This is a genomic window from Cellulomonas algicola (genome assembly GCF_019024305.1).
GTDB classification, from domain to species: Bacteria; Actinomycetota; Actinomycetes; order Actinomycetales; family Cellulomonadaceae; genus Cellulomonas; species Cellulomonas algicola.
In genome coordinates, this window is record NZ_JAHKSJ010000002.1 from 716,365 (window position 1) to 741,714 (window position 25,350).

The 25,350-nt window shown below is 74.3% G+C and carries 21 protein-coding genes and 3 tRNA genes; 17 read left to right on the forward strand and 7 right to left on the reverse strand.

Features of this window, described 5'->3' with window-relative positions; translation table 11 throughout:
- Positions 1 to 8 precede the first annotated feature (8 nt).
- From nuoL to KOV94_RS03305, 6 genes are all read left to right on the forward strand, one after another.
- Positions 9 to 2,003, forward strand: coding sequence for an NADH-quinone oxidoreductase subunit L (gene nuoL, locus KOV94_RS03280; protein ID WP_218051206.1), 1,995 nt, complete (start codon positions 9 to 11; stop codon positions 2,001 to 2,003).
- Positions 2,004 to 2,019: 16 nt separating this feature from the next.
- On the forward strand, positions 2,020 to 3,564 hold the full coding sequence (locus KOV94_RS03285; RefSeq protein WP_124342512.1) for an NADH-quinone oxidoreductase subunit M: 1,545 nt from the start codon (positions 2,020 to 2,022) through the stop codon (positions 3,562 to 3,564).
- Positions 3,561 to 5,255, forward strand: a complete 1,695-nt coding sequence (nuoN, locus tag KOV94_RS03290) for an NADH-quinone oxidoreductase subunit NuoN (protein ID WP_124342513.1) — start codon at positions 3,561 to 3,563, stop codon at positions 5,253 to 5,255. Before KOV94_RS03285 ends, nuoN begins: the two co-directional genes overlap by 4 nt.
- A gap of 53 nt (positions 5,256 to 5,308) precedes the next feature.
- On the forward strand, positions 5,309 to 6,316 hold the full coding sequence (locus tag KOV94_RS03295) for a polyprenyl synthetase family protein (protein WP_124342514.1): 1,008 nt from the start codon (positions 5,309 to 5,311) through the stop codon (positions 6,314 to 6,316).
- A gap of 235 nt (positions 6,317 to 6,551) precedes the next feature.
- On the forward strand, positions 6,552 to 8,531 hold the full coding sequence (locus tag KOV94_RS03300; RefSeq protein ID WP_218051207.1) for an RDD family protein: 1,980 nt from the start codon (positions 6,552 to 6,554) through the stop codon (positions 8,529 to 8,531).
- Positions 8,532 to 8,702: 171 nt separating this feature from the next.
- Positions 8,703 to 9,467, forward strand: coding sequence for a PP2C family protein-serine/threonine phosphatase (locus KOV94_RS03305; protein WP_124343906.1), 765 nt, complete (start codon positions 8,703 to 8,705; stop codon positions 9,465 to 9,467).
- Between the two features lie 13 nt (positions 9,468 to 9,480).
- On the opposite strand, the gene rarD is transcribed toward KOV94_RS03305, so the two are convergent.
- On the reverse strand, positions 9,481 to 10,398 hold the full coding sequence (gene rarD / locus KOV94_RS03310) for an EamA family transporter RarD (protein WP_218051256.1): 918 nt from the start codon (positions 10,396 to 10,398) through the stop codon (positions 9,481 to 9,483).
- A 376-nt stretch (positions 10,399 to 10,774) separates the two neighbouring features.
- Between rarD and KOV94_RS03315 the strand changes: the two genes are divergently transcribed.
- Positions 10,775 to 12,160 carry an FAD-dependent oxidoreductase gene (locus KOV94_RS03315; RefSeq protein WP_124343907.1) on the forward strand — a complete coding sequence of 462 codons (1,386 nt, stop codon included), beginning with the start codon at positions 10,775 to 10,777 and terminating at the stop codon, positions 12,158 to 12,160.
- Between the two features lie 181 nt (positions 12,161 to 12,341).
- On the opposite strand, the gene KOV94_RS03320 is transcribed toward KOV94_RS03315, so the two are convergent.
- Genes KOV94_RS03320 through KOV94_RS03330 form a run of 3 tightly spaced genes read right to left on the reverse strand, consistent with a single transcriptional unit; the run spans position 12,342 to position 14,823 of the window.
- The gene (locus tag KOV94_RS03320; RefSeq protein ID WP_218051208.1) at positions 12,342 to 13,091 is read right to left on the reverse strand and encodes an amino acid ABC transporter ATP-binding protein; all 750 of its coding nucleotides are present in this window, start codon (positions 13,089 to 13,091) and stop codon (positions 12,342 to 12,344) included.
- Positions 13,088 to 13,978: an amino acid ABC transporter permease gene (locus KOV94_RS03325; protein WP_124344219.1), complete on the reverse strand. Its 891-nt coding sequence runs from the start codon at positions 13,976 to 13,978 to the stop codon at positions 13,088 to 13,090. The genes KOV94_RS03320 and KOV94_RS03325 overlap by 4 nt, the downstream gene beginning before the upstream one ends.
- Positions 13,975 to 14,823 (reverse strand): ABC transporter substrate-binding protein, encoded by an 849-nt coding sequence (locus KOV94_RS03330; protein ID WP_218051209.1) that lies wholly within the window; start codon positions 14,821 to 14,823, stop codon positions 13,975 to 13,977. The genes KOV94_RS03325 and KOV94_RS03330 overlap by 4 nt, the downstream gene beginning before the upstream one ends.
- Positions 14,824 to 14,963: 140 nt before the next feature.
- Between KOV94_RS03330 and htpX the strand changes: the two genes are divergently transcribed.
- Together htpX and KOV94_RS03340 are read left to right on the forward strand one after the other, a co-directional pair.
- Positions 14,964 to 15,848: a zinc metalloprotease HtpX gene (gene htpX, locus KOV94_RS03335; RefSeq protein WP_218051210.1), complete on the forward strand. Its 885-nt coding sequence runs from the start codon at positions 14,964 to 14,966 to the stop codon at positions 15,846 to 15,848.
- Positions 15,849 to 16,064: 216 nt separating this feature from the next.
- A complete protein-coding gene (locus KOV94_RS03340; protein ID WP_218051211.1) occupies positions 16,065 to 17,240 on the forward strand; it encodes an NAD(P)/FAD-dependent oxidoreductase in 1,176 nt (391 codons plus the stop codon).
- 172 nt (positions 17,241 to 17,412) lie between these two features.
- On the opposite strand, the gene KOV94_RS03345 is transcribed toward KOV94_RS03340, so the two are convergent.
- Entirely contained in the window at positions 17,413 to 17,910 is a 498-nt protein-coding gene (locus KOV94_RS03345) for a YajQ family cyclic di-GMP-binding protein (protein WP_124344677.1), read from the reverse strand.
- Positions 17,911 to 18,093: 183 nt separating this feature from the next.
- Between KOV94_RS03345 and KOV94_RS03350 the strand changes: the two genes are divergently transcribed.
- A tRNA-Tyr gene (locus tag KOV94_RS03350) sits at positions 18,094 to 18,175 on the forward strand.
- Positions 18,176 to 18,354: 179 nt separating this feature from the next.
- On the opposite strand, the gene KOV94_RS03355 is transcribed toward KOV94_RS03350, so the two are convergent.
- Positions 18,355 to 18,822, reverse strand: coding sequence for a hypothetical protein (locus KOV94_RS03355; RefSeq protein ID WP_218051212.1), 468 nt, complete (start codon positions 18,820 to 18,822; stop codon positions 18,355 to 18,357).
- A 208-nt stretch (positions 18,823 to 19,030) separates the two neighbouring features.
- Between KOV94_RS03355 and KOV94_RS03360 the strand changes: the two genes are divergently transcribed.
- The 6 genes from KOV94_RS03360 (at position 19,031) to KOV94_RS03385 (ending at position 22,134) form a co-directional block, all read left to right on the forward strand.
- Positions 19,031 to 19,103: transfer RNA gene (locus KOV94_RS03360), tRNA-Thr, on the forward strand.
- Positions 19,104 to 19,153: 50 nt separating this feature from the next.
- Positions 19,154 to 19,227: transfer RNA gene (locus KOV94_RS03365), tRNA-Met, on the forward strand.
- Positions 19,228 to 19,311: 84 nt separating this feature from the next.
- On the forward strand, positions 19,312 to 19,482 hold the full coding sequence (gene rpmG, locus KOV94_RS03370) for a 50S ribosomal protein L33 (RefSeq protein ID WP_124341451.1): 171 nt from the start codon (positions 19,312 to 19,314) through the stop codon (positions 19,480 to 19,482).
- A gap of 204 nt (positions 19,483 to 19,686) precedes the next feature.
- Positions 19,687 to 20,136, forward strand: a complete 450-nt coding sequence (locus tag KOV94_RS03375; protein WP_124341452.1) for an FAS1-like dehydratase domain-containing protein — start codon at positions 19,687 to 19,689, stop codon at positions 20,134 to 20,136.
- Entirely contained in the window at positions 20,133 to 20,558 is a 426-nt protein-coding gene (locus KOV94_RS03380; protein WP_218051213.1) for a MaoC family dehydratase, read from the forward strand. Before KOV94_RS03375 ends, KOV94_RS03380 begins: the two co-directional genes overlap by 4 nt.
- Before the next feature lie 289 nt (positions 20,559 to 20,847).
- The gene (locus KOV94_RS03385) at positions 20,848 to 22,134 is read left to right on the forward strand and encodes a Tat pathway signal sequence domain protein (protein ID WP_308160343.1); all 1,287 of its coding nucleotides are present in this window, start codon (positions 20,848 to 20,850) and stop codon (positions 22,132 to 22,134) included.
- Positions 22,135 to 22,241: 107 nt separating this feature from the next.
- Here the strand turns inward: KOV94_RS03385 and KOV94_RS03390 are convergent, their stop codons facing one another.
- Entirely contained in the window at positions 22,242 to 23,327 is a 1,086-nt protein-coding gene (locus KOV94_RS03390; protein ID WP_371852305.1) for a LacI family DNA-binding transcriptional regulator, read from the reverse strand.
- Between the two features lie 192 nt (positions 23,328 to 23,519).
- Between KOV94_RS03390 and KOV94_RS21150 the strand changes: the two genes are divergently transcribed.
- The gene (locus KOV94_RS21150) at positions 23,520 to 25,334 is read left to right on the forward strand and encodes an MFS transporter (RefSeq protein WP_308160344.1); all 1,815 of its coding nucleotides are present in this window, start codon (positions 23,520 to 23,522) and stop codon (positions 25,332 to 25,334) included.
- Positions 25,335 to 25,350: the final 16 nt, after the last annotated feature.

Sequence of the window (25,350 nt, forward strand, 5' to 3'; positions counted from 1 at the left end):
GGCGGCCCGTGCACACCCTGACCACCCTCGCTGCGACCCTGCCCGCGCACCTGCGGGCGGACACGATCGCGCCCGCCACGGAGACCGTGCAGGCCGGCGTCTTCCTCGTCGGCCCGCTGCTCATCGGCCTGCCGCTGCTGTCGGCCGCCGTCCTGCTGCTGCTCGGCCGCCGCGCCGACCGCTGGGGCCACTGGCTCGGCGTCCTCGCCTCGGCCGGCGCGTTCGTCGCCGGTGCGGTCGCGTTCCTCGCGCTGCTCGGTCGCCCGGCGGACCAGCGCGTCGTCGTCGTCGACCTCGGCCGGTGGCTCGACGCGGGAGCGTTCCACGTCGACGCGGGCTTCCGGCTGGACCCGCTGTCGCTCACGTTCGTCCTGCTCGTGACGTTCGTCGGCACGCTGATCCACGTCTACTCCGTGGCGTACATGGAGCACGACGACGCGCGCCGCCGGTTCTTCGCGTACCTCAACCTGTTCGTCGCGGCGATGCTCCTGCTGGTCCTCGCCGACTCCTACCTGCTGCTGTTCTTCGGGTGGGAGGGCGTCGGACTCGCGTCGTACCTGCTCATCGGGTTCTGGAACCACCGGACGCCCTACGCGGTCGCCGCGAAGAAGGCGTTCGTCGCCAACCGCGTCGGTGACATCGGCCTCATCGTCGCGATGGGCCTCATGGTCGCCCAGTTCGGCGCGCTCGACTTCGGCACGGTCCTCGGCGGCGCGTCCGAGCTGTCCGAGGGCACCGCGACCGCGATCGGCCTCATGCTGCTGCTCGCCGCGTGCGGCAAGTCGGCGCAGTTCCCGCTGCAGTCCTGGCTGGGCGACGCGATGGCCGGTCCGACGCCGGTGTCGGCGCTCATCCACGCGGCGACCATGGTCACCGCGGGCGTCTACCTCATCGTCCGCAGCGGCGCGATCTTCGACGCGGCGCCCACGGCGCAGCTCGTCGTCGTGGTCGTCGGCGCGATCACCCTGCTGTTCGGGGCGATCGTCGGCTGCGCGAAGGACGACATCAAGAAGGCGCTGGCCGCCTCGACGATGTCGCAGATCGGCTACATGGTCCTCGCCGCGGGCCTCGGCCCGGTCGGGTACGCGTTCGCGATCTTCCACCTGGTGACGCACGGCTTCTTCAAGGCCGGGATGTTCCTCGGGGCCGGCTCGGTCATGCACGCGATGGACGACCAGGTCGACATGCGCCGCTTCGGCGGGCTCGCGCGCTACATGACGATCACGTGGCTCACGTTCATGGCCGGCTGGCTCGCGATCCTCGGCATCCCGCCGTTCGCCGGGTTCTTCAGCAAGGACAAGATCATCGAGGCCGCGTTCGTGCCCGTCGACGGCCAGCCGTGGCGCGCGTGGGTGTTCGGCACGGTCGCGCTGCTCGGCGCGGGCATCACCGCGTTCTACATGTCGCGCCTGTTCTTCATGACGTTCGAGGGCGAGCGCCGCTGGGCGCCCAAGGCCGACGGCTCGGCGCAGCACCCGCACGAGGCGCCGCCGCTCATGACGTGGCCGATGATCATCCTCGCCGTCGGGTCGGTCGGCCTGGGCCTGGTGCTCGGGCTCGGCGGCCGGTTCGTCACGTGGCTCGAGCCCGTGACCGGGCACGTCGAGCACGAGGAGCCCGTGCTGCCCGCGTGGTCGCTCATCGCGCTCACGCTCGCCGTCGTCGTGGTCGGCGTCGTGATCGCGTGGCGCCGGTACGCGGTCTCGCAGGTCCCGGTCGTCCCGCCGCTCGGCACCGCGCTGACCCGCGCGGCCCGCGTCGACCTCTACCAGGACTCCGTCAACGACGCGCTGCTCGTCGAGCCCGGCCAGCACCTCACCCGGTCGCTCGTGTTCGCCGACCGCGCGGTCGTCGACGGGACCGTGACCGGCGTCGGCCGTGCGACGGTCGGCCTCGGCGACCTGGCCCGCCGGGTGCAGACCGGCTATGTCCGCTCCTACGCCGCGACGACCGTGATCGGCCTGGTCGTGCTCGTCGTCGCCGTCCTGGTCACCCAGAGCTGAGGGAGAGCCCCCACCGATGTCGACCTCCTTCCCCTGGCTGACCGCGCTGGTCGTGCTGCCCGTCCTCGGAGCGGTCGCCCTCTGGGCGCTGCCCGCGGGCTGGCGCGGCCGGACCCGCGCGGTGGCGCTCGGGTTCGCGATCGCCGAGCTCGTCCTCGCCGTCGGTGCGCTGCTCGCGTTCGACACCGCGGACGCCGCCGCGCACCAGCTCACCGAGACGCACTCCTGGATCCCCGCGCTCGGCGTCTCGTACGCCGTCGGCGTCGACGGCGTGGGCCTCGTGCTCGTGCTCATGTCCGTCGTGCTCGTGCCGCTCGTCGTCCTCGCGGCGTGGCGTGAGCAGGGCTCGCTGAGCGTGCCCACGGACCGCCTGCGGCAGTACCTCGCGCTGGTCCTGCTGCTCGAGGCGTTCATCGTCCTCGTGTTCGCGGCGCGCGACGTGTTCCTCTTCTACGTCGTCTTCGAGGCGATGCTCATCCCCGTCTACTTCATGATCGGGATGTTCGGCGGGGAGCAGCGCCGGTACGCCGCCGTGAAGTTCCTGCTGTACTCGCTCGCCGGCGGGCTCGTCATGCTGGTCGGCGTCATCGCGCTGTACCTCAACGGGCCGCGCGGCGCGGACGGCTTCCTCACCGAGAACCTCACGGGCCTGGCACTCGACCCGACGCTCGAGAAGTGGCTGTTCCTGGCCTTCTTCCTGGCGTTCGCCATCAAGGCGCCGATGTTCCCCGTGCACACCTGGCTGCCCGACGCGGCGCAGCAGGCGCCGGCCGGGACGTCCACGCTGCTCGTCGGCGTGCTCGACAAGGTCGGCACGTTCGGGATGCTCACGCTGTGCCTGCCGCTGTTCCCCGACGCGTCCCGCTGGGCGGCGCCGGTGATCATCGTGCTCGCGGTCGTGTCGATCCTCTACGGCGCGCTGCTCGCGATCGGGCAGAAGGACATGATGCGGCTCGTCGCGTACACGTCGGTGTCGCACTTCGGCTTCATCGTGCTCGGCATCTTCGCGTTCTCCGCGACGTCGATCGCGGGTTCGTCGTTCTACATGGTCAACCACGGCCTCTCGACGGGCGGACTGTTCCTCCTCGTCGGGTTCCTCGCGGCGCGGCGCGGGTCGCAGCAGATCGCCGACTTCGGCGGGCTGCAGAAGGTCGTCCCGGTGCTCGCGGGCACGTTCCTCGTCATCGGCCTGTCCGCGCTGTCGCTGCCCGGCCTGTCGACGTTCGTCAGCGAGTTCCTCGTGCTGGTCGGCACGTTCACGCGCCACCCGGCCGCGTCGATCGTCGCGACCTTCGGCGTGGTGCTCGCCGCGATCTACGTGCTGTGGACCTACCAGCGGGTGTTCACGGGACCGGTCCGCGAGGAGCTCGTCGCGATGCCCGACCTCGACACGCGCGAGCGGTGGGTCGTCGGCCCGCTCATCGCGCTCATGCTCGTCTTCGGCTTCGTGCCGGGCCCCGCGCTCGACCTCGTCCGGCCGCCGGCGGACCTCACGCTCCAGCAGGTCGGCGTCGAGCCGTACGTCGCACCCCACGGCGCCCAGGAAGGGACCGACAAGTGAACGCGTTCACCGCGCCCGAGATCCCGTGGTCGCTGCTGAGCCCGGCGCTCATCGTCCTGCTCGCCGCCGTCGCGGGCGTGCTGGTCGAGGCGTTCGTCCCGGCCCGCGTGCGGCGGCCCGTGCAGGTCACGCTCGGCCTCGCCGCTCCCGCGGCGGCCCTCGTCGCCGTCGCGGCGCTGTGGTCGGGCGTCGCGTCCGACGGCGGCACGGCGGTCGTCGGCGGCTCGATCATCGTCGACGGCCCGACGCTCGTGCTGCAGGGCACGATCGCGCTGCTCGCGCTGCTGTCGATCCTGGTCGTGGCCGACCGCACGGACACCGGCGAGGACGCCTTCGCGCCGTCCGCGGCGGCCGTGCCGAGCTCGGACTACGAGGAGCTCGCGCGTCGACGCGGCCTCCAGCAGACCGAGGTCTACCCGCTGCTGCTGTTCGCGGTGGGCGGCATGCTGATCTTCCCCGCCGCGGGCGACCTGCTGACGCTGTTCGTCGCGCTCGAGGTCCTGTCGCTGCCGCTGTACCTGCTGACCGGCATGGCCCGCCGTCGCCGCCTGCTCTCGCAGGAGGCGGCGATGAAGTACTTCCTGCTCGGTGCGTTCGCGTCCGCGATCATGCTGTTCGGCATCGGCCTGCTGTACGGCTACTCGGGCTCGCTGCGGTACTCCGAGATCGCCGACCAGGCGCTCCAGGTCACGGGGGTGGACGGGCTGCTGCTCGTCGGCGCGGTGCTCGTGCTCGCCGGCCTGCTGTTCAAGGTCGGCGCCGTCCCGTTCCACACGTGGACCCCGGACGTCTACCAGGGCGCCCCGACGCCCATCACCGGCTTCATGGCCGCCTGCACCAAGGTGGCCGCGTTCGGTGCGCTGCTGCGCATCGTCTACGTGGTGCTGCCGGACCTCGAGTGGGACCTGTCGGTCGTGCTGTGGACCGTCGCGATCGCGACCATGGTCGTCGGCACCGTCGCCGCGCTCGTGCAGACCGACGTCAAGCGCATCCTCGCGTACTCGTCGATCGCGCACGCGGGCTTCATCCTCACGGGCATCGTCGCGCTCGACGAGTCCGCCATCCCGGCCGTGCTGTTCTACCTGCTGGCCTACGGCGCGGCGACGATCGGCGCGTTCGGCATCGTGTGGCTCGTGCGCGAGCGGTCGGCGGGCGCCGGCGAGGAACCCGGGCCGGTGCTCGGCGAGGCGACCCGGCTGTCGCAGTGGACCGGGCTGGGACGCACCCACCCGCTCCTCGCGGTCACGTTCGCGCTCTTCCTGCTGTCGTTCGCGGGCATCCCGCTCACCGCCGGCTTCATCGGGAAGTTCGCGGTGTTCTCGGCCGCCGTCGAGGGCGGCGCCTGGCCGCTCGCCGTCGTCGGCGTGCTGTCGTCCGCCGCGGCCGCGTTCTTCTACGTGCGCATCATCGTGCTCATGTTCTTCGGCGGCGCCGGCGACGGTGCCGACGAGGTGACCGGGGGAGCGGCCGCGACCGTCTCGGACGAGCCCGTCGAGGCACCGACGCCCGCGGGGACGAGCGTGACCGCGACCCTCGTCGAGAAGGCCACGGCCACCACCACGACGGTCGTCGGGAGCGAGGGCTTCGCCGTCGTCGCGATCGCCGTGTGCGCGGTGCTCACCGTCGTGCTCGGCATCGTCCCGTCGCCCGTCCTCGACCTCATCGGCGACGTGGCCCAGCTCCTGCCGTGACGCGGCCGCGCGGGGTGTCCGACCCACCCGCGCGGGGAAGATAGGTTCGTGCCGTGACCACGACGACCGCCATCGCTCTGGCGGACCCTGCTCTGAGCGCGCGCCTCACCGACCGGCTGGCGCTCGTCGAGGAACGCCTGCGCGACTCCGTCACGCACGCCGACCAGCTCGCCGACGACGCCTCCCGGCACCTCGTCAACGCGGGCGGCAAGCGGCTGCGGCCGCTGCTCACGCTCCTCACGGCCGAGCTGGGCGACGGCGCACGGCGCGAGGTCGTCGACGCGGCCACCGTCGTCGAGCTCACGCACCTCGCGACGCTCTACCACGACGACGTCATGGACTCCGCGCCGCTGCGCCGCGGGGCACCCAGTGCGCACGAGGTGTGGGGCAACTCCGTCGCGATCCTCACGGGCGACCTGCTGTTCGCGCGCGCGTCCGCGACCGTCGCGGGCCTCGGCCCCGACGCGGTCCGCATCCAGGCCGCGACGTTCGAGCGGCTGTGCCTGGGCCAGCTGCACGAGACCGTCGGCCCGCGCCCCGACGAGGACCCCGTCGCGCACTACCTCCAGGTCCTCGCCGACAAGACTGCGTCGCTCGTCGCGACGTCCGCCCGCTTCGGCGCGATGTTCGCCGGCTGCCGGCCCGACGTCGTCCGGACCGTCACGGCCTTCGGCGAGAAGATCGGCGTCGCGTTCCAGCTCGCCGACGACGTCATCGACCTCACCTCCGACGGTGCCGTGACCGGCAAGACCCCCGGCACCGACCTGCGCGAGCGCGTCCCCACGATGCCCGCCCTCCTCCTGCGTGCCCGCGCCGCCGCAGCCGACGCGTCGCTCGACGACGTCGCGCTCGTCGAGCAGCTCGACGCCGACCTGACCGGTGACGACGCCCTCGCGGCGGCCGTCGCGGCCCTGCGGGCGCACCCCGTGGTCGAGGAGACGCGGTCTCGGGCCGTGGCCCTCGCGCACGAGGCCGTCGCCGAGCTCGCGCCGCTGCCCGACGGACCCGTCAAGGACGCGCTCGTCGCGTTCGCGGACGCGCTGGTCGACCGCGCGTCCTGACCCGTCGGCGCGTCCGGACCGACCGTGCCCGTGACCGACGAGGTGTCCTGACCGGCGAGGTACGGCGCCCGGCGGCGTGCCCGACCGCCGGGACCGGCCCGGCCGCCGGGACCGGCCCGGCCGCTGACCCGTCCGGGGGCACGCCGTCGGGACATGCGGGACGTCGACGCTGGGTCGCGGCGCGATCTGGCAGCATGACGGCGCGGACCCGCCCGAGGCCGCGACGGAGGTCACGGTGAGCACACCCCCGGTCGAGCCCCAGCGGCCCCGCGCCGCGCGCGGGCCGGCGCCCCGGTCGGTCGCGGGCGGCGTCCCGGTCGCCCCGGACGAGGTCGCACCGGTCGTGCGCCGGTTCCTCGCGTACGTCGTCGACGGCGCGGTGCTCGGTGCGGCCTACGGGATCGGCACCGCGATCGCCCTCGCCGCGGGCGCGGGCGCGGACGGGCGCCCGCCGGGGCTCATGGTCCTCCCGGGCGTGCTCGCGCTCCTCGTGGGTGTCGGCCAGTGGGCCGCCGAGGCGATCACCGGCGCGACCATCGGCGGTGCGGCGCTGGGCATCCGCACGGTCGCCGTCCGGACGGGCCTGCCGGCCGGTCTGCTCGCGATCCTGCTGCGCAACCTCGTCGTCGCCGCGGGTGTGCTGGTCTGCTTCGTCGGCCAGGTCGTCGTCGTGATCTCCGGCGTGTGGGACCGCGAGCCCGCGCAGCGCGGCTGGCACGACAAGGCCGCCGGGACCCTCGTCGTCCGGGCCGGTGCCCTCCGGGCCGTGCGCGGCGGGCACGGTCGTCGCGCCGCCGTCGACGGGCCCCGTCGCTCCGCCGCCGGCCGAGCCGATGCGCGCGACGCGTGGGAGACGGCCGTCGCGCGCGGCGTCGAACCGGGGCGCCCGGTGCCGCCGGCACCTCCAGGCCCGCTGGCACCGCTGGACGGCGCCGCGCCCGCACCTGCTGCGCCGCCGCTCGCACCGCCGCCGCCGTTCGCCACCGCCGCCGATGATCGACCGACGACACCGCCGCCCGCGTTCGTCGAGGGACCGCCGCCGACCGCGGTCGTGCCCATGGTGTCGCCCCCCTCCGCGCCCGGGGCTGGTCTCGTCGACGTGCCTGCCGGCATCGCGGACGAGCACCGCGACGCCCCGCGCGGCGGGGGCCCGATCATCGACGCGGTGCCGGTCCGTCCCGGTCCGTCCGCGCCCGTCGTCGCGCGTCCGGGACTCGTCGACGTGCCCGAGACGGTCACGGGCACGATCCCGCTCGTGCCGGTCGCCCGACGTCCCGCACCTACCCCCGCACCCGAGCCCGGTCCCGCTCCTGCCGGCGGTCTCGGCGAGATCGAGCACACGCGTCTGCGCGAGCCGATCACCGACCCGGGTCAGGCGATCGGGCTCGGCGAGGTGGAGCAGACCCGTCTGCGCGAGCCGGCGTCGCCGCCGGTCGAGGCGGTCGGGCGCGGCGAGGTGGAGCAGACCCGGCTCCGCGAGCCGGCGACGCCGCCGGTCGAGGCGGGCGGGCTCGGCGAGGTGGAGCAGACCCGTCTGCGCGAGCCGGCGACGCCGCCGGTCGAGGCGGTCGGGCTCGGCGAGGTGGAGCAGACCCGTCTGCGCGAGCCGGCGCCGCCGCCGGTCGAGGCGGTCGGGCGCGGCGAGGTGGAGCAGACCCGACTGCGCGAGCCGGCGACGCCGCCGGTCGAGGCGATCGGGCTCGGCGAGGCGGAGCAGACCCGTCTGCGCGAGCCGGCGACGCCGCCGGTCGAGCGGCTCACGCCGTCCGTTCTGGGCGACCTGGAGCACACCGTCCTGCGCGACGAGGTGCCGACGGCCGGTGGGCCCGGCGACGTCGAGCGCACGCGCCTCGTCGGCGCGGCGGACCGGTCCCCGGGCCGCACCCCCGCGGGCCTGCTGCGGCTCGTGTTCGACACGGGCGAGCGGGTCGTCGTCGAGGGTGACGGGCTCGTCGGTCGCGACCCGTCCGACGCCGGCGTCACGCACGTCGTCGCGGTCGACGACCCGCAGCGCTCGGTCTCGAAGATCCACCTCGCGTTCGGTCCGACGGGCGACGGCCACCTCTGGGTGGTCGACCGTGGCTCGACGAACGGCACGGTGCTCGTCGGTCCCGACGGCTCGGGGGCGGCGCTGACGCCCGGCACGCGCGCGGTCGTGGAGGCGGGCTGGACGATCCGCTTCGGTCAGCGGGCGGCCCGGGTCGAGCGCGCCTGACGCGCACGGCTCCCAGGCCCGGGAGCGGCGGGCGGCCCTTCCGCCACCCGGGACGATCCCGACGAACGGCCGCGTCCTGCCCGTGTCGCGCCGTAGCATGAGCGCGGCGGTCGCCGACCGCCCTCCCGACGGCGGGTCTCCGCCGGGGAGCGACCCCGCTGCGAGGTGGACGTGACGGCCCCGTCGGACGAGTCGGTGCAGCCGGCCGTGGCCGGCGTCCGGGTCGACGTGGGCGTCGCGACGGACCGCGGGCGCCGGGACTCGAACGAGGACGCGTCCCTCGCGTCGGGCGGCGTGTACGTCGTCGCGGACGGCATGGGTGGTCACGAGGCGGGCGAGGTCGCGAGCAGCCTGGCCGTCGAGGCGCTGCGGCCGCTGGTCGGGACGACGCCCGACGTCGCGACGGTCGCGGGCACGTTGCGCGACGCGCACGCGCGGGTCCGGGACCTCCCGTCGTCGTCGCCGCGCCGACCGGGCACGACGATCACGGGCGTGGTCCTCACGGAGCACGAGGGCGTGCCGTGCTGGGTCGTGCTCAACGTGGGCGACTCGCGGACGTACCGGATGATCGGCGGCGTGCTCGAGCAGGTCACGGCGGACCACTCGGAGATCGCCGAGCTCGTCGCGAGCGGTCTGGTGCCGGCGGACGCGGCCGCGCGTCACCCGCGGCGGCACGTCGTCACGCGCGTCCTCGGCGGCGGCGCGTCGGACGTGCGGCCGGACGTGTGGCTGTTCCCGGTGAGCCCGGGCGACCGGATGGTGGTGTGCTCGGACGGCCTGACGGACGAGCTGACGGACCGCAGGATCGAGGTCGAGCTGCGCACGGCGGGGTCGGCGCAGGAGGCGGCGGACCGCCTGGTCGCGGCGGCGCTGGCGGCCGGCGGCCGCGACAACGTGACGGTCGTGGTGGTCGACGCGACGGTGCCGCGGCGCTGACGCCCGGTGCTCGTCAGGCCGCGGCGGTCCGCGTGCGCGCGTGGAGCCGGTTCCGCAGCCCGTCGACGGTGAGCAGGACGAGCGCGACCCACACGAGCGCGAACCCCCACCACCGGGCCACGGGCATCCGCTCGTGCAGCACCAGGACGCCGATGAGGAGCTGCAGGACGGGCGCGAGGTACTGCAGCAGCCCGACGACGCTCAGGGGAAGCCGGCGCGCGGCGGAGTTGAACAGCAGGAGCGGGACGGCGGTCACGACGCCCGACGAGACGAGCGCGACGGCGTGCCAGGGGCCGTACGCGGCGAAGGTCCCGGTGCCGTCGACGCCGAGCACGACGATGTACCCGAGTGCGAGCGGGGCGAGCAGGAGGGTCTCGGCGGTCATGCCGGGGATCGCCGCGACGCTCCGTCCGACGCGGTTCTTGATGAGGCCGTAGAACCCGAAGCTGAGCGCGAGCGTGAGGGCGATCCAGGGGAGCTGCCCGTAGCCGACGGTGATGACGACGACCGCGAGCGCGCCGAACCCGAGCGCGACCCACTGCACGGGGCGCAGGCGTTCGCGGAGCACGAGGACGGCGAGGGCGACGGTGACGAGCGGGTTGATGAAGTACCCGAGGGCCGCGTCGACGACCCGGTCGGTGAGGACGCCGAAGACGAACACGAGCCAGTTCACGGCGAGCAGGACGGCGGCGACGGCGAGCAGCCCGAGCGTGCGGCGGTCGCGGAGCGGGGCGACGAACCCGGTCCAGGTCCGCGTGACGAGCAGCAGGATGAGGCAGAACAGCAGGGACCAGACGACGCGGTGGGCGATGATCTCGACGGCGCCGGCGGGTTCGAGCAGCGGGAAGTACAGGGGCAGCACGCCCCACAGCGCGTAGGCGGCGATGCCGGCGGCCAGGCCACCGCGCGCGGACGGCGGCGTCGACGCCACGTCGGCGGAGCTGCTCGGCGTCGTGCCGGAACCGGGCGGTGCCGTCTCGGCAGCAGGGGAGCCGGCAGGGGTGCTGGTGGGGGAGTGGGCGGGGGTGAGGGGGGACGTCGCGGCGGGTCCGGGGACCGCTGCGTCGGGTGTTCCGGGCACCCGTCGAGCGTAAGCGCTCGCCTCTACCGGAGAATCGGACGCTTGTCTTGCATCATGGACCAGAGGTCCAGATCGTGAAACGGGTGAGGCGACCCTCACCCGCCGACCTAGACTGTTCGCCGCACGGCCGCGTCGGCATGCCCGCTGCGTCCCGGTAACGTCCACCGCTGGACCCACCCGTCCGCGGTGCGGACGACCGCTCCCCGATCGGAAGGCGAACCGTCCCGTGAGCACCCCGACCCTGCGCGTCGCCGTCGTCGGCGCCGGACCGGCCGGCATCTACGCCGCCGACATCCTGTCGAAGACGGACCTCGACGTCAGCATCGACCTGTTCGAGCGACTGCCCGCGCCGTTCGGGCTCGTGCGCTACGGCGTCGCGCCGGACCACCCGCGCATCAAGCAGATCATCGTCGCGCTGCACAAGGTGCTCGAGCGCGGCGACATCCGCCTCCTCGCGAACGTCGACTACGGCACGGACCTCAAGCTCGACGACCTGCGCCAGTTCTACGACGCCGTGATCTTCTCCACGGGCTCGATCCGCGACGCGGCCCTGCCGATCCCGGGCATCGACCTCGACGGCTCCTACGGTGCCGCGGACTTCGTCTCCTGGTACGACGGCCACCCCGACGTCCCGCGCACCTGGCCGCTCGAGGCGCAGCACGTCGCGGTCCTGGGCGCCGGCAACGTCGCGCTCGACGTCGCGCGCATCCTCGCGAAGCACGCGGACGACCTGCTGCCGACCGAGGTCCCGGCCAACGTCTACGAACTCCTCAAGGCGTCGCCCGTCACCGACGTGCACGTCTTCGCCCGCCGCGGTCCCGCGCAGGTCAAGTTCTCGCCGCTCGAGCTGCGCGAGCTCGGGCACGTGCCGGACGTCGACGTCATCGTCTACCCCGAGGACTTCGAGTTCGACGAGGGCTCGATGGCCGCGATCCACTCCTCGAACCAGACCAAGCAGGTGGTCAAGACCCTCACGGACTGGACGCTCAAGGAGCCCGAGGAGCTCACCGCGAGCCGCCGGATCCACCTGCACTTCCTGCACAAGCCGGTCGAGGTGCTGGGCGAGGACGGCAAGGTCGTCGGCCTGCGCACCGAGCGCACCGCGCTCAACGGCGACGGCAACGTCACGGGCACGGGGCAGACGCACGACTGGGCCGTCCAGGCCGTCTACCGCGCGGTCGGCTACTTCGGGTCGCCGCTCGTCGACATCCCGTTCGACGACGTCGCGGGCGTGATCCCGAACCGTGAGGGTCGCGTCGTGGACGTCGACGGCGAGCACATCCCCGGCGTGTACGCGACGGGCTGGATCAAGCGCGGCCCGGTCGGCCTCATCGGCCACACCAAGTCGGACGCGTCGGAGACGATCCGCCACCTCGGCGAGGACGTCGCCGAGGGCGGCGACGCGTTCTACACGGCGACGGACCGCGAGCCGAAGGCCGTCGACGAGTTCCTCGCCGCGCGCGGTGTCGACGTCATCACGTGGACCGGCTGGGAGCTGCTCGACGCGTGGGAGAGGTCCCTCGGCGAGCCGCACGGCCGCGAGCGCGTCAAGGTCGTCCCGCGCGAGCACATGGTCGCGATCTCGCTCGGCCGCGACGTCCCGACCGTCTGACCGCACGCACGACGTCACGAGGCCCGGCCCCCGACGGGGGGCCGGGCCTCGTCGTGTCGGTCCGCCGCGGGCCGACGGCGCACGCGCGTGTCGACGGTCGGCCGTCGGACGCGGCGTCCCCGACCGCGGACGGTCGGCGTGGGGCGCCGGGTCGTCGACGTGCACCGCGACCGCGGCGGCGTCAGGCGTGCAGCCGCCGCAGGAACTCGCGTGTCCGCTCCTGCTGCGGGTCGCCGAGCACCTGCGCGGCGGTCCCGCGCTCGTGCACGCGCCCGGCGTGCAGGAAGCACACCTCGTCGGCGACCTCGCGCGCGAACCCCATCTCGTGGGTCGCGACGACCATCGTGAGCCCGGTCGACTTGAGCTCGACGAGCAGGTCGAGCACCTCGCCGACGAGCTCGGGGTCGAGCGCGCTCGTGACCTCGTCGAGCAGCATGACGGCGGGCCTGCCGAGCAGCGCACGGGCGATCGCGACCCGCTGCTGCTGCCCGCCCGACAGCTCGTCCGGGAACGCGCGGGCCTTGTCGGCGAGCCCGACACGCTCGAGGACGGCCATCGCCTCGGCCTCGGCCTGCGGCCGCGGCGTGCGGTGCACGAGCCGCGGCGCGAGCGTGACGTTGTCGAGCACGCGCAGGTGCGGGAACAGGTTGTACGACTGGAACACCATGCCGATCCGCGCGCGCACGGCGTTCGCGTCGAGCCGCGGGTCGGTGATGTCCTGGCCCTCGAGCTCGATGACGCCGTCGTCGACGTCCTCGAGCAGGTCGACGCACCGCAGCAGCGTGGACTTCCCGGACCCGGACGCGCCGATGAGGACGACGACGCGGTGCGCCTCGACGTCGAGCGACAGGTCGTCCAGCACGACGTGCTCGCCGAACGACTTGCGCAGCCCGCGGACGCGCAGCAGGGGGGCCTCGTCCGTCGCGGTCACCGCAGCGCCCCGCCGCCCGCGAGCGAACCCTGCGCACCGAGCCAGCCGGACCGGCGGGCGAGCACGTCGGTGAACCGCGTGAGCGGGATCGTGAGGAGCACGAAGAGCACGCCCGCGACGACGTACGGCGTGAAGTTGGCGTAGCGCGCGGTCTCGATCTGCGCGGCGCGCACCGCGTCGATCGCGCCGAGGATCGAGATGAGGCCCGAGTCCTTCGACAGCGCGACGAGGTCGTTGAGCAGCGGCGGCACGACGCGCCGGACCGCCTGGGGCAGCACGACGTGCCGCATCGCCTGCCCGCGCGTGAGCCCCAGCGACCGGGCGGCGGCGACCTGCGACGGGTGCACGGACTCGATGCCGGCGCGGAACACCTCGGCGACGTACGCGGAGTAGGTGAGCACGAGCGCGAGCCCGCCGAGGACCACGGCGGACGTCGGGACGCCCTGGAGCCGCAGGCCCGGCAGGCCGAACCCGACGAGCAGCAGCACGAGGATCAGCGGCAGCCCGCGGAACACGTCGACGTAGCCCGTCGCGAGCGCCCGCAGCGGGAAGAACACGGGGCCGCGCAGCGTGCGCGCGAGCGCGAGACCGAGCGCGACGACGACGATCACGACCGCGCATACGGCCATGACGCGGATGTTGAGCCACAGGCCCTCGAGCACCGCCGGCAGCGACGCGCGCGCGACCTCCGGGTCGAAGAACGACGCCTTGACCCGCGGCCACCCGGGCGACGAGACGAGCCCGAGCACCGCGACGGCGGTCAGCGCGACCGTCGAGACGATCGCCACCGCGGTCGAGCGGCGCGCCCGCGTGCGCCGGTAGGCGTCCCGCGCGCGCTGGTGCTCAGACGGCTCCCAGGCGACCGGGGCCGCCGACGCGGCCGTCACTTCAGGACGGGCGCGCCCGCGGCGTCGGTCAGCCACTGCGCCTCGAGCTCGGCGAGCGTGCCGTCCTCGCGCAGCGCGTCGACCGCGGCGGACACGTCGGCGGTCAGCGGGCTGTCGAGGTCCATCACGAGGCCGAACTGGTCGCCGCCCGCGCTGCCCGGGAGCTGGCCGACGAGGACGCCGCCGTCGAGCTCGGCCGCGGTGACGTAGAGCGCGGTGGGCAGGTCCACGACGATCGCGTCGACGAGCCCTGACGTGAGGGCCTGCTTGACCTGGTCGTTGTCGTTGAACGGCGAGACGGGCGTGGTCGGCGCGATGGTGTTCTGCGCGGCCGTCAGGCTCGTGGTGCCGACCATCGCGCCGATCCGCACGTCCTTGAGGTCGGCGAGGCTCGTCGTGTCGGCGGCGGGGGAGCCCTCGAGCGTCACGACGGCCTGCGTCGTCTCGTAGTACGGCGAGGAGAACGCGAGGCTCTTGCTGCGCTCGTCGCTGATCGACACCTGGTTGACCGCGAAGTCGAAGTCCTTCGCACCCGGCGCGATGATCTGGTCGAAGCTCGCGACGGTCCACTCGACCTGGTCGGCGTCGTAGCCGAGCTGCTCGGCGACCGCGTACGCGACGGCCGACTCGAAGCCCTCGCCGTTGCTCGGGTCGTTGTCGACGACCCACGGCTCGTACGCCGGGTCGGACGTCGCGATCGTGAGGACGCCGTCCTTGACCGTGGCGAGCCCGCCGGCCGTGGACGTCGGGTCGCCCGTCGGCGCGTCGTCGACGGGGGCACAGGCCGCGACCGCGAGCGTGGCGACGAGGGCGGCGGTCAGGGCGGTCCAGCGGGCTGTGCGCATCACGGGCTCCGGGGCTCGGGAGGGAGGTGGGTGCGTCGTCGGCGTCGTCGGCGGGACGTGGAGCACACAATACGAGGGAACCTGCGGGTCGCGGCCCGCGTTGGTCGGGCGCGAGACGCGGGAAGGAACGGGTGCGCACGATGGGACACCAGCACTTCAACGGGCTGAAGACGGCGGCGCTGTTCGGGGCCCTGTGGGCGGTGCTGCTCGGCATCGGGTGGCTGCTCGGCGGTGGCACGCCGAAGTACCTGCTGATCTTCGCGGGGCTCGGCCTCGTGATGACCGCGTACTCCTACTGGAACTCCGACAAGATCGCGATCCGCGCGATGCGCGCGCGCCCGGTCAGCGAGATCGAGCAGCCGGCGATGTACCGCATCGTCCGGGAGCTCTCGACGCAGGCCCGCCAGCCGATGCCGCGCCTGTACGTGTCGCCGACGGCCGCGCCGAACGCGTTCGCGACGGGCCGCAACCCCCAGAACGCGGCCGTGTGCTGCACCGAGGGCATCCTGCACCTGCTCGACGAGCGCGAGCTGCGCGGCGTCCTGGGCCACGAGCTCATGCACGTCTACAACCGCGACATCCTCACGTCGTCCGTCGCAGCCGCCGTCGCCGGCATCATCACGTCGCTCGCCCAGTTCGCGCTCTTCTTCGGCGGCGGCTCGGACCGCGACCGCGGCGGCAACCCGCTCGCGGGACTGCTGCTGGCCTTCCTCGCTCCGCTCGCGGCGACCCTGATCCAGCTCGCGATCAGCCGCACGCGCGAGTACGACGCCGACGAGGACGGCGCCCGCCTGACCGGCGACCCGCTCGCGCTCGCGTCGGCGCTGCGCAAGCTCGAGTCCGGGACCAGGGCGCGCCCGCTGCCGCAGGACCGCGAGCTCGTCGACGTCTCGCACCTCATGATCGCCAACCCCTTCTCGGGCCAGGGGCTCGCGAAGATGTTCGCGACGCACCCTCCGATGGCCGAGCGGATCGCGCGGCTGGAGAAGCAGGCGGGCACGACGGGCGGCATCACGCGCTACTGAGGACGCGGCGCCGCGGCGGTCGCAGGACGAGCCCGCCCGGGTGGGGGCCCCGTCGCTCGGTCGTCGCCGCTCCCCGCCGCGACCTGGCGGATCGACGACGGACGGGCCGCCAGGTCAGACGATCTCTCCTCGCGGACAGCGATGTTCGCGAATCGGGACGAATCCCTAGAATCTGCCCCGCGACGGGGCACGGTGTCACGCGCGGGAGGGGGCGACGTGACGCAGGACCGGTACGACGTCGTGGTGGTCGGTGCCGGGGCGACGGGCTCCGCGACGGCCTGGGCGCTCGCGCGGCGCGGGCACCGCGTGCTGCTGCTCGACCGTGCGCAGGAGCCCCCCGCGCAGGGACGCGACGTCGTCCGGCCGGGCCACGCGGACGTCGCCCGCTGCCGGCTCGCGCTCCTCAGCCACCAGTGGTGGAACGTCCTCGAGCACGAGGCCGGCGAGCGCCTGGTCGAGCCGACGGGCTGCGTCGAGCACGGCCCCGTCGAGGCGCTGCGCCCGCTCGTGGAGACGTTGCTGGTCACGTCGGTGCCGTTCGAGTACCTCACGGGTCCGGAGGCGGAGCAGCGCTGGCCGGGCATGCGGTTCGACGACCGCGCCGTCGTGCAGCCCGCCGCCGGTGTGGCCGACGTCGCCGCGACGCTCGCGGCGCTGCGCCGGCAGGCGGTGTCGCACGGTGCGGACCTGGCGCTCGGCGCGGACGTGCGACGGGTCGAGGTGCGCGACGACGCCGCGCGCGTGCACGTCGACGACGGCGACCACGTCGACGCCTCGGTCGTCGTCTTGTGCGCGGGCGCGGCGACCGCCGGGCTCCTCGACGGCGTCGTCGAGGTCCCCGCGGCGCACGTCGTCCGCGAGACGCGCGTGCGCGCCGACCGGGTGGAAGCGCTCCCGTCCGGCAGTCGACCCTGGCCCGCGTTCGTGCACCGTGCCGACCCCGTCGCGCACCGGTCCGCTCGGGGGGATCTCGGGCCCGACGCCGGCTACCCCGCGCTGCGGGTGCGCGGCGAGCCGACCGACCAGGGCGTCGTGCTCGTGCACCGGACCGAGCCCGCACCGCTCGGCGCGGCCGGCGCGGAGGACGCCGCCGAGGCCGTCGCCACCGAGCTCGTGGAGTACGTCGCGCAGTGCCTGCCCGGCGTCGGCGTCGACGGTGCCGGACCGTGGGTCACCGAGCGTGCCGCCGGACCGATGGTGCTCGACCGGGTGGGCCGCGTCGTGCTGGCGCTGGGCACCGGCCTGCACGGCGTCGCGCTGGCTCCGGGGGCCGGTCAGGTGCTCGCCGACCTCGCCGAGGACGGCCTCGGTGTGCCGCGCCAGGTCGGCGCCGACGACGACGAGCTCGACCGCAGCCGCTTCTCGCTCGCGGCGCTCGGCGCGGGCGTCTGATCCGGCGGACGACCGCCGTCTCGACGCCGACGGTGTGAGCCCGCGGTCCGCCTCGTGCGTGGCGCGGGAGCACGGGTCCGCGGGCGGGTGCCTGCGGGCGTTCGCGGGGACCGTGGCGATGCCGGACGGGCGGCGGGGAGGCGCGGCGTGCGCCGCGCTCCCCGCCGCCGCGTCAGCGGTAGTTGACGAACTGGAGCGCCGCGTCGACGTCGGCGCCCTTGAGCAGCGCGATGACGGCCTGCAGGTCGTCGCGGCTCTTGGCGGTGACGCGCAGCTCGTCGCCCTGGATCTGCGTCTTGACGTTCTTCGGGCCCTCGTCGCGGACGATCTTCGCGAGCTTCTTCGCGATCTCGCTCGACAGGCCCTCCTGGATCGCCCCCGCGAGGCGGTACTCCTTGCCCGACGGCTTGGGCTCGCGGTCGCCGACGTCGAGCGACTTGAGCGAGATCCCGCGCTTGATGAGCTTCGACTCGAAGACGTCGAGCACCGCGAGCACCCGCTCGGCCGAGTTCGCGACCATGAGGACCGACTCGCCGCTCCACGTGATCGACGCCCCGACGCCCTTGAAGTCGTACCGCTGGGCGATCTCCTTCGCCGCCTGGTTCAGCGCGTTGTCGACCTCCTGACGGTCGACCTTGCTGACGACGTCGAACGACGACTCGCTCGCCATGTGCTCTCCTCCTGCCGCCCCGGACACCCGCCGGGGGCTCGTCTGTCGCCGCGCCCAGGGGCGTCGGCCGTCCGTCCCGGGGGACCGTTTCGTCAGCACCCCTCGGGAGTTGCTATCCTTCCACCCGCGCGCTGCTCGCGGCGGCCGGCCTCCGGGTCGACCCCGCAACGGCGAGCGATCCCTGGCGGGTTACCCGAGCGGCCAAAGGGGGCTGACTGTAAATCAGCTGGCACAGCCTACGGGGGTTCGAATCCCTCACCCGCCACGGTGCGAGAGCCCGGACTGCGACTGCAGTCCGGGCTCTCGTCGTCTCCGGTACTCGACCCCTCGCCCTCCCGCGCCCCTGGATGGTGGGCGTGGGCGGTCCCGGCCCGGGCCGCTCCGGGGACGACGACGGCGGGGCGCCCGAGGGCGCCCCGCCGGTCGCGGGAGTGGGGGAGCGGGTCAGGACGGCTTGGCGCAGGTGTACGTGCCTTCGGTGACGGAGACGGTCGCGCCCTCGTAGAGCGTGTCGAAGGCACCGGCGTCCTCCGCGGAGGTGAACGCCACGCCGACGCCGAGCGGGTCCGCGAAGCCGGTGAGGCCGCCCAGGAGCTCCTCGGCACCGCTCTGGCAGGCCGGGTCCCAGGGGAGCGTCGTGTAGCCCGCGGCGGCGAGCGCGTCGATGGTCGGCTGCAGCTTCTCGGGGCCCGCGGCGGAGTCGGCGACGTCGGTCCAGACGACGAAGAACGCGTCCTCGGCGGTCGCGGGGTCGATCGCGGTGGGCCACGCGAGCGTCGCGGCGGTGCCGTCGCCGCCGTCGGAGTCCGGGGTGGCGGCGTCGTCGTCGGAGCCGGTGCACGACGCGGTGCCGAGGGTGACCGCGGCGGCGAGCAGGAGGGCAGCGGCGGTGCTGCGGGGTGTTCGGCGCATGGGCGGGATCCTGACACCGGACAAACCGCCCTGGCGACGAGACGAATCGTTTAGGCAGACGTGCTCGGACGCGGGTTCGCGGGCGACCGCGGGGAGGCCCACGGCGGCCGTCGTGGCAGGTCGCGCGACGGGTAGGCGACCGCCGTGGCGACCGTCACCGGCCCGGATTTCGCAGGCGGGCACTCGCCCGTGTAACCTTGCACGCGCTGCCCCGATAGCTCAGTCGGCAGAGCGTCTCCATGGTAAGGAGAAGGTCAAGGGTTCGATTCCCTTTCGGGGCTCTGTGGTGTGTCCGGGGCCGTGGTGCATTCCACGGTCTCGGGACATCCGAGGCGGGGTAGCTCAGCTGGTCAGAGCGCACGACTCATAATCGTGAGGTCGCGGGTTCAAGCCCCGCTCCCGCTACAGCCAGTGTGACCCAGGCGATGCGTCGGTCGACGCGTCGTGGACAGCAGAACGCAGGCGCCGTCCAGGCGCGAGGAGAAGACCATGGCCAGCAAGAGCGCGGACGTCCGCCCGAAGATCACGCTCGCCTGCACGGAGTGCAAGGAGCGGAACTACATCACGAAGAAGAACCGTCGGAACGACCCCGACCGGCTCGAGATGAAGAAGTACTGCCCGCGCGACAACCGGCACACGGTCCACCGCGAGACCCGCTGAGCCGCGCCCCTCGGGGCCGCAGGACTCCAGGCACGCCCCCGGCTCTGCGCCGGCGGGCGTGCTTGTGCTTTGAGAGCGGTGCAGGTGTGACCGCAGTGCAGGTGTGACCGCGGTGCAGGTGTGGGCGCAGTGCAGGGCTGAGCAGGGCCGTGCGGGGTTGAGAGGGCCGAGCAGGCCGACGCGACGGACGACAGGAGCACGAGGATGCCGGTCGACACCGGGTACGCCGGGCGCGAGTACGCGCCCAACGCGCCGTACGAGGTCGGACGCGAGAAGCTGCGCGAGTTCGCCGCCGCGGTCGGCGCGACGCACCCCGCGCACACCGACCCCGACGCGGCACGCGCGCTCGGCCACCCCGACGTCATCGCGCCGCCGACGTTCGCGGTCGTCGTGGCGCAGCGTGCCGAGGCGCAGCTCTTCGAGGACCCGGCCGCGGGCATCGACTTCAGCCGCGTCGTGCACGCCGACGAGCGGTTCACGCACCACCGCCCGATCCACGCGGGCGACCGGCTCGTCACGGTCCTGCACGTCGACGCGATCGTCGAGCGCGCCGGGCTCGCCATGATCACCACGCGCGCCGAGATCGCGGCCGAGGGCGGCGAGGCCGTCGCGACCGTCGTCTCGACGCTGGCCGTCCGCGGGGAGGACGCATGACCACGCCGGTGCTCGCCGAGCTCACCGTCGGCCAGGAGCTCGCGCGCCGGGAGGTCACCGTCGACCGCGCGCGGCTCGTCCGGTACGCGGGCGCGAGCGGCGACTTCAACCCGATCCACTGGAACGACCGCGTCGCGACCGCCGTCGGCCTGCCGGGCGTCATCGCGCACGGCATGTGGACCATGGGCGCGGCGAGCAGTGTCGTCGCCGACTGGGCGGGCGACCCGGGGGCCGTCGTCGACTACCAGGTGCGGTTCACGCGACCGGTCCCGGTGCCCGATCCCGGCGCCGCGACGGTCGAGGTCGTGGCCGTGGCCGGGGCGCTCGACGCCGAGGCCGGCACGGTGCGCGTCGACCTGACCGTGACGGTCGACGGCGTGCGGGTGCTCGGCAAGGCGCAGGCGGTCGTCCGGCTCGCCTGACGCGGTCGTCCCTCGCTCGGTCGGGCGAACCGCAGGTCGCGCCGAGCGCGACGCGTGCGGACGATTCGTCCGGCTTCTTCCTTTCCGTCCGGCCGCTCCCTACGGTGTACCCGGGCCGCATCGTCGCGGCCCGACGCCCACAGAGGAGAGAGCACCGATGCACCACACGACGACGGAGTCAGGGGCGCGGGTCTCGCGCCGGACGTTCCTCGCACTGACCGGCGCTGGTGTCGCCGCCGGCGTGGCGGTCGCCACGGCCCCGGGCGCCTCGGCCGCCGCTGGTGGACACGTGTCAACGGGACGCGGTCACGGGCACGGTGCGTCCGCGCAGCGCGCCGCCGTCGGCTTCCTGCAGGCCGCGACCGACGCCTACCCGACGGTGAACACCGGCGCCCGGCTCGCGCAGAGCTACGGCGACGAGCTCGGCCTGTTCAGCACGGCGTTCACGTACGACAACGCGCTCGCGATCATCGCGCTGCTGGCCGACGGCAAGCGGTCCAGCGAGCAGACCGCTCGCGTCCTCGGCGACGGCCTGCTCTACGCGCAGGACCACGACCCGGGCTACTCCGACGGCCGGCTGCGGCAGGGGTACAACGTCGGCCCGTACACGTTCTACGACGGGAACCCGCAGCCGTACGGGTTCGTGCAGCCCGACGGCACGGCGAACATCGGGTGGCAGTTCGGGTTCCTCGGGACCGCCGTCGGCGACATGGCGTGGCCCGGCATCGCCCTGCTGCACCTCTACGACCGCACGCGCGACCGCCGCTACCTCGCGGGCGCCGTCCGGATCGGCGAGTGGATCACGACGAACACCTGGCGCACGACGGGCCTCGGCGGCTTCTCCTTCGGCGTGAACGGCGCGAACGCGCCCGTGCCCAACGGCTCGACCGAGCACAACATCGACTGCACGGCGTTCTTCTCGATGCTCCGCAAGGTGACTCGTGACAACCGCTGGAAGGAGGCTGCGGCGCACGCGCGGGAGTTCGTCGACGCGATGTGGGAGCCGTCCGAGGGCTTCTTCTGGACGGGCACGAACGACGGCGTCGAGGTCAACCGCTTCCCGGTCCCGCTCGACACGGTGACGTGGGCCTGGCTCGCCACCCGCGACCGCACCTTCAAGCGTGGCCTCGACTGGGCGGGCACGGCCCTCGCCGTGACGGACGACGCGGCAGCCGCCACGTCCCAGCTGCCCGACGGCGAGATGGTCTCCGGCGTCACGTTCAGCACCGCGAGTGCGCAGTCGACCGCGCAGTACAACGGCATCACCGTGCACCCGCAGGGCGTGTGGCTCGAGGGCACCGGTCAGCTCGCGACCGCGCTGATCGACCGCAACGGCCGCGGGGACGCCAAGGCGGCGGACCGGCTGCTCGCGCAGGTCCGGCACGCGCAGGACGTCCTGGGCGTCGGACAGCACCTCGGCGGCGTCGTCGTCGACGGGGGAGTGGTCGCCGCGTCGAGCCTGCTCGACACCGGGTTCGGGTTCGGGTACTTCCAGGTGCAGCACGTCGGCGCGACGTCGTGGTTCGTCTACGCGGCGACGCGCACCAACCCGCTCGACTGGCTGAAGCGCAGCTGACGTCGGCGCACGGCGACGCCCCGGTCCTCCCCGGCGGAGGTGGAGGACCGGGGCGTCGTGCGTCCGGACGAGGGGTGCGGGCAGACGACGGCGGTGGGCGACCGGTGTCAGGCCGGGGCAGGTCCGGTCGTCGTCCCCAGGCGCAGCGTGACGCCCAGCTCGCGGTAGGGCGGTGCCTCGCCCGCGAGCAGGTCCTCGACGGCGTGGCCCACCGCGGCGCCCTTCTCGGCGAGCGGCTGGACGACGGACGTGAGGACGTCGGGTGCGAGCCACGGCAGGTCGAGCCCGTCGAACCCGGCCACGGAGACGTCCTCGGGCACGCGCAGCCCGAGCTCGCGCGCCGCGAGCACGACCCCCGACGCGAGGAGGTCGGACTGGCAGACGACCGCAGTGGGTCGGACGTCGCCGGACAGCAGCGCGAACCCCGCGGTCTTGCCGTGCTCGACGAGCGACGCGGGTGTCTCGTAGATCGCCTGCGGCGTGACGCCCGCGTCGGTGACGCCGGCGAGGCGTCGACGGGTGATCTCCCAGTCGATCTGCGACAGGCGGTCGTCGTCGACGAGCCCGTCGCGCCGGGCGCGGTCGAACGGGAGCGTGACCACGGCGATCCGCTCGTGGCCCAGACCGAGCAGGTGCTGCGTCGCCTCGGTCATCCCCTGGCGGTCGTCGATCCCGACGGTCGTGACGCCCTCCTGCTGGCGACCCTCGACGACGACCGTGGGGATCCCGCGACGCTGGAGGGCGGTGAGCGTCGGGTCGTCGGTGGTGCCGCCCCACATGAGGACGGCGACGTCCATGGCCGCGGACTCGACGAGGGGGTCCACGGGCGGCTCGGTGGGGTCGCTGGGACCGGGGATGAGCAGGACGCCGAGTCCGAGCGAGCCGAGCGTCCCGACGAGCCCGTCGAGGACCTGCACGGAGACGGGGTCGCGGAACGAGCGCTTGAGCGCGTCCCCCACGACGACCCCGACGATGCCGGACCGGCCGCGCCGCAGCTGACGGCCGAGCGGGTTCGGCCCGGCGTAGTCGAGCTCGACCGCCGCGTCGAGCACGCGCTGGCGGGTCGCGGCGGCGATGGGGCCGGCGCCCGAGAACGCGAGCGACGCCGTGGAGACGGAGACCTTGGCGGCCGCGGCGACGTCCGCGAGGGTCGGGCGAGGGCGGGGCAGGGGTCCACCTCCGGGTCGGCGCACCGGGCTCGGCCGCCCGTGCGGGCGGGTCGAGGAGGGGTGCGACGGGGCACGACGCGCGGGTGCGCAGACGTGTTGACGCGACCGCCAGCGTACCCGCAGAATATCTCGTCCCCTCAAATCGATTCGACCCCGCTGCGAGACGCGATCGAATCGATTCGAGAACTTCGCCCGAACCGTGCCCGGAGCCCCGCCGTGTCCCACCCCGCCCCCGCCGGGCAGCCTCGCTCGTCCACGCCGTCCGCGCCGCCCGCCACCCCGTCGTACGGGGCGCCCGCGGTACCGCCGCACACCGCCCCCGACGCGCGCCGGCTCTCCCGCGCCCGCTGGCTCCTCATGGGTCTGTTCGCGCTCACCGGGGTCACGTTCTCGAGCTGGCTCGCCCGCATCCCCGCGGTCCGCGACGCGCTCGACCTGTCCACGGCCGAGCTCGGCGGGATGCTGCTGGTCGGGTCCCTCGGCGCGCTCGTGACCGTCACCGCGGCCGGCGTCGTCGTGCAGCGCTTCGGCAGCCGGGTCGGGATCGTCGCATCGACCGTCGCGCTCTCCGTCGGGTACGTGCTCATGGGCGTCGGCCCGGCGGTCGGCTCGGTCGCCGTCCTCGCCGTCGGCATCTTCCTCAACGGCGTCGCAGTCGCACTCGGCAACGTCCCGCTCAACGTCGAGTCGGGCCGCGTCGAGCGCGCCATGGGCCGGACCGTCATCCCGCAGTTCCACGCCGCGTTCTCCATCGGAGCCGTCACCGGTTCCGGCCTGGGCGCCGCAGCCGCCGCGCTCGACGTGCCCGTCGTCGTGCAGTTCTCCGCGGTCGCCGCGCTCGCGGTGGTCTGGCGGCTCGCGTCGCTGCGGGGCGTCGTGCTCGACGACGCCCCCGGGGACCGTCGCCGCGCGCAGCCCGTCGTCGCGACCGCGGTCACCGAGACGGGTGACGCCGCGCCGCGGCGGGCCGTCGCACCCGCCGGGCGCCGCCGCCGCATCGCGACCGCGCTCGACTCCTGGCGCGAGCCGCGCACGCTGCTCATCGGTGTCGTCATCATGGCCGCCGCGCTCTCCGAGGGGTCGGCCAACGACTGGCTGTCGCTCGCGGTCGTCGACGGGTTCGACCGCAGCGAGGCCGTCGGCGGCGCGATGCTCGGCGTGTTCGTCGGCGCCATGACCGTCGTGCGGCTGCTCGGCACGCGCCTCATCGACTCGTTCGGCCGCGTCGCCGTGCTGCGCGTGTCGGGCGTCGTCTCGCTCGGCGGCCTGCTGCTGTTCGGCCTCGCCCCGACGCTCGAGCTCGCCGCCGTCGGGATCGTCGGCTGGGGCTTCGGTGCCGCGCTCGCGGTCCCGGTCGGCATCGCCGCGGCGTCCGACGACCCTCTGCGGTCCGCCGGCCGCGTCGCCGTCGTCTCGTCGTTCGCCTCCGTCGCGTCCCTCGCGGCGCCGCCGCTGCTCGGTCTCGCCGCCGAGTCGATGGGCGCGCGCCACGCGCTGCTGCTCATCGGCGTCGCGATGGTCGCGAGCGTCCTGCTCGCGGCCCGCGTCGCACCCGAGAAGGCCGCGTCGCCGCTCGCCGCCCCGGTCGGTCCGGCAACCGCCCCGGTCGGTCCGGCTGCCGGCCCCGCCGCCGCCACGGGCGTCGCGGGCGAGCACGACGCGGCCCGACCCGCCGCGTCCGGCCGCGGCCTCGTCCCGCGCGACGGTGACGGCCGCGCGCACGCCTGCGCGCCCGAGCGCGGCGTCCTCGCCGACGCCGACCCGGACCCGCTCGCCGCCCTCGCCGCGCACGCGGACCCGGGCTCGCTCGCCGCGCACGCCGACCCGGACCCGCTCGCCACGCACGCCGACCACCGGCCGGAGCAGGCTGGGCAGCCCGCGCTCGCCGTCCCGCACGCGCGGCGACGGCACCGCGTCCGCGCCCACGCCGTCCGCGCGGGCGCCGCGGTCCGCGCGCACGCCACCACCCTTCGCGTGCGCGCCACCGGTCGCGCACGTGCCACCACGAGCAGGAACGGGCACGATCGATGACGGCACCGCGCACCGG

Coding starts and splice junctions, on each gene's coding strand:
- KOV94_RS03345 (WP_124344677.1), bottom strand. CDS start 17,910: ATGGCGAGCGAGTCGTCGTTCGACGTCGTCAGCAAGGTCGACCGTCAG.
- KOV94_RS03285 (WP_124342512.1), top strand. CDS start 2,020: ATGTCGACCTCCTTCCCCTGGCTGACCGCGCTGGTCGTGCTGCCCGTC.
- KOV94_RS03375 (WP_124341452.1), top strand. CDS start 19,687: ATGCCGGTCGACACCGGGTACGCCGGGCGCGAGTACGCGCCCAACGCG.
- KOV94_RS03355 (WP_218051212.1), bottom strand. CDS start 18,822: ATGCGCCGAACACCCCGCAGCACCGCCGCTGCCCTCCTGCTCGCCGCC.
- KOV94_RS03380 (WP_218051213.1), top strand. CDS start 20,133: ATGACCACGCCGGTGCTCGCCGAGCTCACCGTCGGCCAGGAGCTCGCG.
- rpmG (WP_124341451.1), top strand. CDS start 19,312: ATGGCCAGCAAGAGCGCGGACGTCCGCCCGAAGATCACGCTCGCCTGC.
- KOV94_RS03330 (WP_218051209.1), bottom strand. CDS start 14,823: ATGCGCACAGCCCGCTGGACCGCCCTGACCGCCGCCCTCGTCGCCACG.
- htpX (WP_218051210.1), top strand. CDS start 14,964: ATGGGACACCAGCACTTCAACGGGCTGAAGACGGCGGCGCTGTTCGGG.